The organism is Actinoplanes sp. TFC3 (genome assembly GCF_001553785.1).
Taxonomy (GTDB): Bacteria; Actinomycetota; Actinomycetes; order Mycobacteriales; family Micromonosporaceae; genus Actinoplanes.
In genome coordinates this window covers 1,509,474-1,519,881 of the sequence record NZ_LOJP01000001.1, presented here as the reverse complement: position 1 = coordinate 1,519,881, position 10,408 = coordinate 1,509,474, and the positions used below count along the sequence as shown (strand labels likewise).

At 69.6% G+C, this 10,408-nt stretch carries 12 protein-coding genes and 3 pseudogenes; 7 read left to right on the top strand and 8 right to left on the bottom strand.

Annotated features, from left to right (window positions below):
- Positions 1 to 33 precede the first annotated feature (33 nt).
- Positions 34 to 879, top strand: a pseudogene (locus TFC3_RS40380) (MMPL family transporter); the annotation flags it as partial.
- A gap of 463 nt (positions 880 to 1,342) precedes the next feature.
- Positions 1,343 to 1,945, top strand: a pseudogene (locus TFC3_RS40375) (MMPL family transporter); the annotation flags it as partial.
- Positions 1,946 to 2,152: 207 nt separating this feature from the next.
- Here the strand turns inward: TFC3_RS40375 and TFC3_RS38480 are convergent.
- From TFC3_RS38480 to TFC3_RS06905, 3 genes are read right to left on the bottom strand one after another with little or no spacing between them, the layout of a single operon-like run.
- On the bottom strand, positions 2,153 to 2,902 hold the full coding sequence (locus TFC3_RS38480; protein ID WP_067497092.1) for a hypothetical protein: 750 nt from the start codon (positions 2,900 to 2,902) through the stop codon (positions 2,153 to 2,155).
- Positions 2,899 to 3,780 (bottom strand): ABC transporter ATP-binding protein, encoded by an 882-nt coding sequence (locus tag TFC3_RS06910; protein WP_161952546.1) that lies wholly within the window; start codon positions 3,778 to 3,780, stop codon positions 2,899 to 2,901. The genes TFC3_RS38480 and TFC3_RS06910 overlap by 4 nt, the downstream gene beginning before the upstream one ends.
- Complete coding sequence (locus TFC3_RS06905) at positions 3,777 to 4,007, bottom strand: PLDc N-terminal domain-containing protein (protein WP_201787127.1); 231 nt, start codon at positions 4,005 to 4,007, stop codon at positions 3,777 to 3,779. Before TFC3_RS06905 ends, TFC3_RS06910 begins: the two co-directional genes overlap by 4 nt.
- A 46-nt stretch (positions 4,008 to 4,053) precedes the next feature.
- On the opposite strand from TFC3_RS06905, the pseudogene TFC3_RS40370 reads away from it, so the two are divergent.
- A pseudogene (locus TFC3_RS40370) lies at positions 4,054 to 4,446 on the top strand (sensor domain-containing protein); the annotation flags it as partial.
- Here TFC3_RS40370 and TFC3_RS06900 read toward each other — a convergent pair.
- The 4 genes from TFC3_RS06900 to TFC3_RS06885 all read right to left on the bottom strand — a co-directional run bounded on the left by TFC3_RS06900 (position 4,347) and on the right by TFC3_RS06885 (position 7,252).
- Complete coding sequence (locus tag TFC3_RS06900; RefSeq protein WP_369819667.1) at positions 4,347 to 5,342, bottom strand: acyl-CoA dehydrogenase; 996 nt, start codon at positions 5,340 to 5,342, stop codon at positions 4,347 to 4,349. The pseudogene TFC3_RS40370 and the gene TFC3_RS06900 sit on opposite strands and share 100 nt — an antisense overlap.
- A gap of 145 nt (positions 5,343 to 5,487) precedes the next feature.
- The gene (locus TFC3_RS06895) at positions 5,488 to 6,057 is read right to left on the bottom strand and encodes a hypothetical protein (protein WP_067497088.1); all 570 of its coding nucleotides are present in this window, start codon (positions 6,055 to 6,057) and stop codon (positions 5,488 to 5,490) included.
- A complete protein-coding gene (locus tag TFC3_RS06890; RefSeq protein WP_236718017.1) occupies positions 6,051 to 6,305 on the bottom strand; it encodes a hypothetical protein in 255 nt (84 codons plus the stop codon). The genes TFC3_RS06895 and TFC3_RS06890 overlap by 7 nt, the downstream gene beginning before the upstream one ends.
- 53 nt (positions 6,306 to 6,358) lie before the next feature.
- Positions 6,359 to 7,252 (bottom strand): glucose 1-dehydrogenase, encoded by an 894-nt coding sequence (locus tag TFC3_RS06885; RefSeq protein WP_067497084.1) that lies wholly within the window; start codon positions 7,250 to 7,252, stop codon positions 6,359 to 6,361.
- A gap of 68 nt (positions 7,253 to 7,320) precedes the next feature.
- Here TFC3_RS06885 and TFC3_RS06880 point away from each other — a divergent pair, with 68 nt between their 5' ends.
- The gene (locus tag TFC3_RS06880; protein ID WP_082771896.1) at positions 7,321 to 8,217 is read left to right on the top strand and encodes a glycosyltransferase family 2 protein; all 897 of its coding nucleotides are present in this window, start codon (positions 7,321 to 7,323) and stop codon (positions 8,215 to 8,217) included.
- 31 nt (positions 8,218 to 8,248) lie between these two features.
- Here the strand turns inward: TFC3_RS06880 and TFC3_RS06875 are convergent, their stop codons facing one another.
- A complete protein-coding gene (locus tag TFC3_RS06875; RefSeq protein WP_082771895.1) occupies positions 8,249 to 9,142 on the bottom strand; it encodes a CAP domain-containing protein in 894 nt (297 codons plus the stop codon).
- Positions 9,143 to 9,228: 86 nt separating this feature from the next.
- Here TFC3_RS06875 and TFC3_RS06870 point away from each other — a divergent pair, with 86 nt between their 5' ends.
- From TFC3_RS06870 to TFC3_RS06860, 3 genes are all read left to right on the top strand, one after another.
- Positions 9,229 to 9,618: a lipopolysaccharide assembly LapA domain-containing protein gene (locus TFC3_RS06870; protein WP_082771894.1), complete on the top strand. Its 390-nt coding sequence runs from the start codon at positions 9,229 to 9,231 to the stop codon at positions 9,616 to 9,618.
- 32 nt (positions 9,619 to 9,650) lie between these two features.
- Positions 9,651 to 9,959 (top strand): helix-turn-helix transcriptional regulator, encoded by a 309-nt coding sequence (locus TFC3_RS06865; RefSeq protein ID WP_067497075.1) that lies wholly within the window; start codon positions 9,651 to 9,653, stop codon positions 9,957 to 9,959.
- Positions 9,956 to 10,408: SRPBCC domain-containing protein (locus tag TFC3_RS06860; RefSeq protein WP_067497074.1), on the top strand; the 453-nt coding region annotated here is incomplete at its 3' end. The genes TFC3_RS06865 and TFC3_RS06860, both read left to right, overlap by 4 nt.

Here is a 10,408-nt window from a genome sequence, read left to right as displayed (position 1 = left end):
GATGAGAGTGGGGACTCACGGCGGGCTGGGCAGATCATTCAGGAGGCCCATTTTCCTGATGTTGCTGGGGAGATGGTGCTGGTTGAGGCTCGCGGCGGTGGGCTGACGGCGGACAGCGCCGAGTTCAGGCAGGCAGTGCAGGACGTCAAGAGCGCCGTCGAGGCCACCGGTCAGGTGCAGCATGTGCGCACGCCGTACGACCCGGCTGACCCGGCACCGCGAACCAGTGACGGCACTGCCGCGCTGGTGCTGTTCGACATGACGGGGGCTGAAAAGACCGCTGGGGACCGGGTGCAGCCGGTGCTTGATGCGGTTTCCGGCGTCCAGAACCGGCATCCGGAGCTGAGGGTGGAGCAGGCGGGCGCGGCCAGTTTGCAGCGGTTGGCTGGGGTGGCGCTTGCAGCGGATTTCAAGCGGGCCGAGGCGCTGTCCTTGCCCATTACCGCCATCATTTTGTTGCTCGCGTTCGGCACCTTGCTGCCGACGTTGATTCCGCTCACTACGTCGAAGACCGCGTTCTTCGCTGCCACCGGGCTGCTCGCGCTGGCCAGCAAGTTGTTGCACGTGGCTGACACGACGACCAACCTGATGTTGCTGATCGGGCTCGCTGTCGGCGTCGACTACTCGCTGTTCTATCTCAGCCGTGAGCGGGAGGAACGGGCCAAGGGCCGGTCCAAGGAGCGCGCCCTGCAAGTCGCCGCGGCCACGTCGGGGCGGGCGGTGCTGATTTCGGGCTGCACTGTCATTCTGGCGATGGCGGGCATGTTCTTCACGGGCAACGGCGTGTTCATGGGCTTCGCGCAGGGCACGATCCTGATCGTCCTGACCGCGATGGTGGCGTCGGTGACGGTGCTTCCGGCCTTGCTCTCGCTGTTCGGGGACGCGGTTGACGCACGGTTGATTCACGGGATCGTGCGCGTGGCGAGCCGGGGCCGGGTGACCTGGTCGCGGCGGCTGGGGGTGCGGTCCGGGGGTGGCCGGGCGTGGAATGCGGTTCTGGGCAAGGTGCTGCGCCATCCGTGGATCTCGACCGTGCTGGCGGGCGGGGGGCTGGTGGCGCTCGCGGTGCCGGCCTTGGGCATGCGGGTCGGCCAGCCCGGGGTCGAAGACCTGCAAGGCGATTACCCGATTGCCGGTACGTACACAGCCATCGACCGGGCGTTCCCGGGCGGCAACGAACCGGCGATCGTGGCGGCAAAGGCGCCGGACGTGTCAGCCCCGGGCGTACAGGGTGCAATCGCGCAGCTCAAGGATCGTGCCTTGGGGTCGTCGGTGGCGCATGAACCGGTGAGTGTTCAGACCAACCCGGACCGGACGGTGGCCACCATCTCGCTGAGCGTGAGTGACGGCGAGGCGGGACGTAAGGCGGTCGAGACGCTGCGCGATACGTTGCTGCCGGAGACTGTCGGTGCGCAGCCGGGAACCGAGGCGTACGTCACCGGCAGCGTGGCCGGCACGATGGACTTCAACCATCAGCTGGCCCGCCAGCGCTCCCCTGGTGTTCGGGTTCGTGCTCCTGCTGGCGTTCCTGCTGCTGGTGGTCAGCTTCCGGTCGGTTGTGGTGGCCGTGCAATCCATCCTGCTCAACCTGCTGTCGGTCGCGGCGGCGTACGGCATCCTGGTCCTGGTCTTCCAGAACGGCCTGCTGGGCGCCGCGGCCGGGGACATCGTGAACTGGCTGCCCCTGCTGCTGTTCGTGATCCTGTTCGGCCTGTCGATGGACTATCAGGTTTTCATCCTCAGCCGCATCCGCGAAGCCTACGATCGCGGCCGCTCGACCGAGGCGGCCATCGAGTACGGCATCAAGTCGACGGCGAGCGTGGTGACCAGCGCTGCCTTCATCATGGTGGCGGTGTTCGCGGTCTTCGGCACGATGTCGCTGGTCAGCTTTCAGCAGATGGGCGTCGGTCTCGCGGCGGCCATCCTGATCGACGCCACGCTGGTCCGGGCCGTGCTGGTCCCCGCCACCATGAAGCTCCTCGGCGACCGGACCTGGTACCTGCCCCGCTGGCTCGCCTGGTTGCCCACGCTGTCGCACGGCGAGGAGACGACCGGGCGGGATCAGGAGAGGGGCCCCCGTCACCGGTGCCCGTCGCCTGATGCCGGTCCCCCGCCGCGCAGCCGCGAGGCGGGGGCCGGTCCGGCGACAAGATCAGACTTCCCGGCGGCCGCCCAGCCAGATCGCTCCGAAGAGCAACGCCACCGTGGCGAGTACGGCGACGATGGCGGCCGGCAGGAACACGCCCGGTTCGGTATCGCGTACCAGTGCGGCCATCGCACTCGACAGTGCGCTCGGCAGCCACCGGCCCAGGGAGCCGAAGTTGGCCAGCAGCGACATGAGGATCAGCACGACCAGGGTCACGCCGGCGGTGGCCAGCACCCCGCGCACAAGATTGGCCACGAAGGCCACGACGGCTACCACGAACGCCAGGTGCAGGAAGCCGAGGCCGATGCCCAGCAGCAACCGCAGGACCGGCAAGTTACCAATCAGAACCGCGGTCTCATACCAGGCGGCCAGCGCGCCGGCCAGCAGCGAGGTGGCGGCGACGACCGTGGTGGCGGTGTAGGCCGGTAACACGATTGCGTGCGTACCGGAAACGCGTGTTCTCAGGAAAATAGCCATTTCGCGGCGGGCGTCGAGGGCCAGGGCCGAGGCTGCCACCAGCACCACGACCAGCAGGCCGATCTGCGAGGCGTTGCTGATGAACTGGGCGATGCCGTCGGCGGCCACCGGGTCCGGCAGCTTGATCTCCACCCCCGGTGTACTGATCTGGCTGAGGATGTCGCTGAGGTAGCGGGCCGAAAAAGGACCGGTCAGACCGAAAAACAGATAGGCACCGAACAGGGCCAGCAAGCGGCGGGTACGGATCAAGCGCGCCCATTCGAGTCGCCACAAGGTCATGAGGTCAGCTCCAGGAACACGGCTTCGAGATCGGCGGCTTCCGGCGTCATGCTGATCACCGGGAGGGCGCTGTTGGCCAGCACGCCGGCCAGGTGCTGTTCGGCCAGATCGAGGTCGTCAACGATGATCCGTAGCTGGCCGGGGGGCTGTACATCGACGCCGGTCACCCAGGTCTGAGCCCGCAGTTTCTCGGCCACCGGCCCGGCGTCGCCGCGAAGCCGTACCAGATAAGCAGGCTTGGTCCGCCCGGCGAGCAGGCTTTGCAGGGTTCCTTGGAAGAGCACCCGGCCGGTCCGCATGATGCCGATCGTGTCGCAGACTTCCTGCACGTCGCCCAGGATGTGGCTGGACATCAGCACGGTGGCCCGGCCGCGCAGCCCAGCGATCAGGCTCAGCACTTCCCGCCGCCCGGCCGGGTCCAGGGCCGAGGCCGGCTCGTCGAGCAGCAGCACCTCCGGCTCCCCCACCACGGTGGCCGCGATGCCGAGCCGTTGCAGCATGCCGCGCGAGTAGCCGCCGACCGCCCGGCCGGCCGCGTCGCTCAGCCCGGCCTCGTGCAGCACCTCGTCCACCCGCGTGGCCGGTAGGTGCGGCGCGACCAGGTTGCGGGACAGGTCCACCACTTCGCGGCCGGTGAGCCAGTTCTCGAACTGCGGAGTGTCCGGCAGCAGCGCCACCTTGCCCGGCCGGGCGTCGATATCGAGCCGCCCCCCGGTGGGCCGGCGCAACCCGGCCAGGATCGCCAGCAGCGTGGTCTTGCCGGCGCCGTTCGGACCGACCAGACCATATGTCGATCCGCGGGCGATGCTCAGGTCGACGCCGTCGAGAGCGGTGTGCCGGCCGTAGCGTTTCGTCAACGCTGTCGATTCAATGATCACTTGCTGTCCCGCCCGACGATCAGGTACACGATGCCGCCCATCGGCACGGACGCCAGGCAGATCAGGGCCCACGCCCATTTGGGCAGGTATCGCACCTCGGTGCGGTACACGTCGACCAGGCAGTAGACGACGAACGCCAGCGACAGCACCGCGAGCGGGACGACGGCAGCGAGCAGCCGGGAATCGACCGATGCCGCGAGCGGTGCATCGGCGTACAGAGTGGACACGCTCGGACCATACCAGCGTTTTCTATATCGACATATCTCAATTGCGATGGTCGTGGCGGCATGCCGCACACTGGACGCCATGCTGCGACAGATGGGCCGGGGCATCGCCCTGCTCGCCCTGGTGCTCGCCGAGGTGGCCCTGCTAGCGCTGGCCGCGATCGCGCTGCTGCAGGCGTCCGGGATCGGTGCCATCCCGCTGTTCCCGCTGACCGTCCGGGTGGTACGGCGGATGGCCGGGCTGACCCGCCGGCGCTGCGCGCAGTGGTGCGGCGTCGAGATCCCCGAGCCGTACGACCCGGCGCCGCCACCTCCGGAGCCGATGGCGGACGGCTGGTACCGCTACCACCGCGCGCTGTTCCGCAGCCCCCGGATACCGGCTTGGCTGACCCGCTTCGGGTGGATGCTGCGGGACCCGGCGACCTGGCGCGACCTGGCCTGGCTGACCCTGGACCCGCTGGTCAAGCTGGCTCTGGCGCCCGGCCTGCTGTTGTGGCCGGGCCGCACGCTCCCGGTGTACGGGCGGTGGGCCGCGCTGCTGCTGCGCCCGGCTACAACGCGTCGGCTGACCAGGCTGTCGCAGATGAGCAGGTCGAGGTAGGCGCCGGCGAGGAGCGACCGTACCCGCGGCAGGTCGATCACCGGGGCTCCGTACAGGTGGCGGTGGGCGGCGAACGCAATGGTCAGGCGCAGCTGGGAATCCAGCACCCCGATTGCCATGCTGGGCAGCACGGTTCGGGTGACCTGAAACGCTCCCAGCACCGCTTCCAGGGCGCCGCCGACCGGGCCGACCAGGCTGTCAGCGGGCACCGGGCAGTCGTGAAACTCCACGCCGCCGAGCCGCAGGGCGCGCATGCCCGAGGTGCGGAAGCGGGAATGGCTGACCCGGCCGGCGGGCAGGGTGCGGGTGTCGATCAGCAGGTGCGAGTGGCTGCGGCTGCCCGGCCGATCGTCGGTGCGGGTGAACAAGGTGATTGTCTGGGCCCGCGCCACGTTGCTGATGAGCTGTTTGCCGCCGGACAGGGTGAAGCCGTTCGTACCGCTGCGGGCCCGCAGTTCGACACGGGTGAAGTCGCCGCCGTGGGCCAGCTCGGTGTAGCCGGCGGCGATGCGGTCGTTGCGCAACAACAGGTCGGCGACCCACCGCTGCTGTTGGTCGCTGCCGGAGGCCCAGATCGGTGCCGAGCCGATGAAGCTCGACAATCCATACCCCAGAGCAAGAACAGGATCCCGGCGGAACAAAACTCTGACGGTACGAGCAAAGCAGTCTGCCTGAGTGAACCGGCCACCTCGGGAGCGCGGCACGAACTCGGCGTTGAGCCCGTACTCGTCAAGCATCCGTTCGCCGTCGGCGAGCATCTCCGCGCGCTCGTCGGCGGCGACCACGGCTCGATCGCCGAGTGGGTTGTCCGGGTCGTCCGCCGGGCCGAGCCGGGTTTCCAACTCCGCAGCCGTCATTGCGGTGCCTTTCTCTGCTCGCCGATCAACTGGCAGGACAGCACGGAGAACAGCAGGCCCTCCTCGTGCTGGGTGCGCAGGTGCGGCATGAGCCGGTCCACGTCGGCGGCATGCTCGGTGGCCGCGACCGCGGGCTCAGCCGGGTTGCCAGCCGGGCCAGACACGCCCGCAGCCAGTCCTGGTTCTGCCACGAACCGGCCGTCACGCCGTCGCCCGCCGCCTCGCGGTTACGCAGCCACACCTGCACGCAAGCGGCCACGGCGTAACAGTCGGCGTACCGGCTGGCCAGCGTGAAGGCCTCGGCCGGTACGTCGCGGGCGGTCGGCCGGTACGCGTCCATGTACTCGTGCACCTCGTCCACGGCCGACCGCAGGGTTGCCACCAGCGCGGCGAAGGACGGGTCGATCGTGGCGAGTTCGTCGAGGGCGCCGGGCAACGCCTGCACCAGGCTGCACCCGTGGCGGGACATCAACCTGAGCGCCTCGCGGTCGAACGGGGGCGTGGCCCGGCCCAGGTCCGCCACCGCGGTCAGGGCGGCGCCGGCCCGGCCCCGGCGGTAACCCCGGGCCAGGGCCGGGAAGTGGTTGATCAGCACCGCGAGGTTGACGTGGGTGCTGGGGCTTGGGAGAGCCGGGTGGCGCGGGCCCGGACCTGCTGGGCCCGGAACCAGCCAACGGTGTCGAGCGCGCGGGCCATCGCGCTCTGATGGCCACCGGCCCGGGCGGCGGTGAGCGCCTGCTGGGCGTGGCCGAGGGCCCGGGTCACGTCGCCTTGCTTTCTGGCCGGCATGGCCAGGTCCGCACGCTCCGTGCCCTCGACGGACAGCTCGACGGCACCGAGCAACCGCGGCTCCACCCAGCAGTGTTCCGGGGGTGACGCATCCCCGCACCGGCCGATCAGCTGACCGGCTTGCCGCCGGTGATGCCCAGCACCTCGCCGGTGGTGTAGCTGGACTCCTGCGAGGCGAAGTAGACGTAGGCCGGGGCCAGCTCGGCGGGCTGACCGGCGCGGCCCAGCGGGGTGTCACCGCCGAACGACTCGACCTTCTCCTTGGGCATCGTCGCGGGGATCAGCGGCGTCCAGATCGGGCCGGGCGCCACCGCGTTGACCCGGATGCCCTGTTCCGCGAGGTCCTCGGCGAGCGCCTTGGTGAAGGCGACGATCCCGCCCTTGGTGGTGGCGTAGTCGAGCAGCGCGCTGGAGGACTGGTACGCCTGGATCGACGCGGTGTTGATGATGGTCGCCCCGGCCTGCATCTGCGGGACGGCCGCGCGGCACAGCCAGAACATCGCGTACAGGTTGGTCTTCATGACCCGGTCGAACTGCTCGGTGGTGATGTCGGTGATGCCGCCCGGCTGGGCCATCTGGAACGCCGCGTTGTTGACCAGAATGTCCACGCCGCCGAGCTCGCCGACCGCCCGGTCGATGATCGCCTTGCAGTGCGCCTCGTCGCGGATGTCGCCGGGCACGCGCACCGCAATGCGACCGGCCTTCTCGATCAGCTGGGCGGTGTCCGCGGCGTCCTCTTCCTCCTCCGGCAGGTAAGAGATCAGCACGTCGGCGCCCTCGCGGGCGAACGCGATCGCGACGGCCCGGCCGATGCCGGAGTCGCCGCCGGTGATGACCGCGCGCTTGCCGGTCAGCCGTCCGCTGCCCCGGTAGGTGTCCTCACCGTGGTCGGGCTTGTCGGGCATCTTCGCGGCCAGGCCGGGGTGGCCCTGCTCGCCTCCCTTGAGCTCGGGAGCGGGGTGCTGGGAGCGGGGATCCTGGGGGGTGAACTGGTCGGTCATGCCTGCTGCATCCCCTGGTGTGGCGCGCGTAACCCCATGAAACGCGGTGGGTGGGAACACAGGCCCCCGTGATCGAGGAGCGCGTCGGGGTAGTGGTCATCACCTGGAACCGCCGGGACGAGGCGGTGGCGGCGGTGGGGCGGCTGCGGGATCTGCCCGAGCAGCCGCACGTCGTGCTGGTCGACAACGGCTCGACCGACGGCACCGCCACTGCCGTGCAAGAGAAGTTCCCGGACGTGGACGTGGTTGCTCTGACGGAGAACCTCGGGGCGGTGGCAAGGAATTTCGGGGTACGACGACTACGCACCCCGTATGTCGCCTTCTGTGACGATGACACGTGGTGGGAACCGGGTTCGCTGACCCGGGCGGGTGAGCTGCTGGACTCGTACCCCCGCATCGCGATCCTCAATGCCCGCATCATCGTGGAACCGGCCGGCACCGAGGACCCGATCGTCGCGGAGCTGCGCGACTCCCCCGTGCCGGCGCCCGCGTGGCTGCCCGGTCCGGCGCTCGGCAGCTTCCTGGCCGGCGCTTCGGTGGTGCGCCGCGACGCATTCCTGCAGTGCGGCGGGTTCAGTGCGCGGCTGTGGCTCGGTGGCGAGGAGGAGTTACTGGCCACCGACCTGCTGAGCGCGGGCTGGGAGCTTTGCTACCGCGAGGACCTGGTCGTTCATCATCAGGCTTCACGGGTACGGGATGCGCGCCTGCGCCGTCGCGTCGGGTTGCGCAACACATTGTGGTTCACCTGGCTACGCCGGCCGATGGCTCCCGCGCTGCGCCGTACCGCGTTCCTGGCCCGCACCGTTCCCCGCGACTCGACCTCGGCGCTGGCCGCCTGGGACGCCGTGCGCGGGCTGCCGTGGCTGATCCGGCAACGCAACCCGAGGCCCCCGGAGGTCGAGTCGCGGCTGGCCCCCCTCGACGAGGCCCAGCGCCGCTCGACCGCTCGCCGCTACGTGGGTTGAGGCCGGTCCTGCCGCTCAGGACGGACGCGCCTCACGCCGGGCCGGCCAGGTCCTGGGTCCAGAGCAGCTCGCCGTCGGAGCCGGCGGCTACCGCTACGCCGATGTCGTGCAAGTCGCAGTTGAGGATGTTACCGCGGTGCCCGTCGCTGGCCATCCAGCTGGCCATCACCGCGGCGGCGCTGTCCTGGCCCTTGGCGAGGTTCTCCCCCGCGCCCGACCAGTGGTAGCCCACGTCGCGGAGCCGGTTCGCGAAGTCGTCGCCGGCCGGGGAGACATGGCCGAAGTACCGGTGGCTGGCCATGTCGGCAGCGTGCCGGCGAGCGGCGGCGGTCAGGCGATCATTCTCGGTCACCGGGTCGCAGCCGGCCCGCCGGCGTTCGTCGTTGACGAGGCGAACGACCTCGGTGACCGGGTCGGCTTGGGACGCGGCCACCGATGGCGTGGCCGCTGGTGGGGGCCCGTCGATGGCGAGGACGATCTTGTCCAGGTCCGGTGCTGCGCCGGTCGGGTTCTCGAAGCGGATGCTGTTGACGCCGTTGCGCAGCGTCATCGTGATGGTCAGGTCGGCGGGACGCGCGCTGCCCCTCGTACCCGGGAAATCAATGGCTGTGGGCAGGGCGCCGTTGATGCTGATCCGGGCGGTGCGGTTGCCTTCCGCGGTGTAGGTCACGCTCACCCGGACCGGCCCGTCCTGCTTGACGATGACGTTGGCGAAGGTCAGCACGCCGGTGCCGCCGAGACCTGTAACCCGGGCGTCGTCCGAGCAGCGCTGGCACAGAACCGTCCGCGCACCCCCGGTCATCCGGTTACTGGGCGCTTCGGCCTCATAGGTGACCGTGCCCGCGTTCGCACCCGCGGCGACGGTGGAACCCGCAACCACGGTGAGCAGCGCGAAGCCGCCGGCAGCGAGCACGGGTCTACGCATGACCGGCGCAGGTTATTAGGACCTTTCAAGTTCCGCAACAGCGTGTACGAGGTAAGCGCAGCGCACCATGCGCGACACTCACTGTCATGGTGTTCCCTTCCGGTCACGACTTCCCGGCGCCCGACCCGTCCCGCAAGCCGGATTCGCCTCCGCTACCGGACGAACTGGCCCGCACCCTCGCCGGCCTGGAGCCCGCGGGCGAGGCACCGGCCAGACGCGGCGCACACGCCACGGTCAGCCGCACCGGCGCGGTCTGGTACGGCATCTGGGCCGGGGTGGTCGTGCTGATCCTGACGATCATCTTCGTCGCGCAGAACACCGGCGGGGTGCAGATCAGCTTCCTGTGGATGCAGGGCCGGATCCCGCTCGCACTCGCGCTGCTCATCGCCGGCGTGGCCGGTGCAGTGGTCGCCATGTCGGTCGCGTCGGCGCGCATCCTTCAGCTACGCCGCCTCGTCCGGCGGACCCGTCCTTGACATGTGACCTTTTGGTCACCTAACTTGGCGTCATGACGGACGACGACCTGGTATTCAAGGCGCTCGCCGATCCCACCCGCCGGCTCATGCTCGACCTGCTGTTCGCCCGCGAGGGCCGCACCCTGGGCGAGCTGGAGTCGCAGGTCGAGATGACGCGCTTCGGCCTGGCCAAACACCTCAAGGTGCTGGAAGAGGCCGGCTTGGTTGTCGTGCGCCGCTCGGGCCGGGAGAAGCTGCACTTCCTGAACCCCGTCCCGATCCGGCTGATCCACGACCGGTGGATCGACAAGTTCACGGAGCGTCACGTGTCGGCGCTCCTCGACCTGGAGGACGAGTCATGACCGAGCCGCTGACCACGCAGGTGTTCCGGGTATGGATCCGCACCACGCCCGAGAAGATCTGGAACGCCATCGTCGACCCCGCATGGACCGCCAAGTACGGCTATGCCGCGCCGGTCTTCTACGACCTCAAGCCCGGCGGCAGCTTCCACTGCACGCCGACCGACGAGATGCAGGCGTACGCGAAGGAGAACGGCTTCACGCTGCCGGACAAGATCCTGGACGGCCAGGTCCTCGAATCCGACCCGCCGCGCCTGCTCAAGCAAACCTGGCGCATGCTCATGGACCCCACCACGTCCGGCGAGCCGTTCACCACGATCACGTACGAGATCGAGGAACTGAAGTCCCAGCCGGGCGTGTGCCGGCTGACCATGACCCACGAGCTGACCGGTGCGCCGGCTACCTCGGCGATGGTGGCGGGGTCGGCGCACCGGTCAGCTCGTGGGTCATGG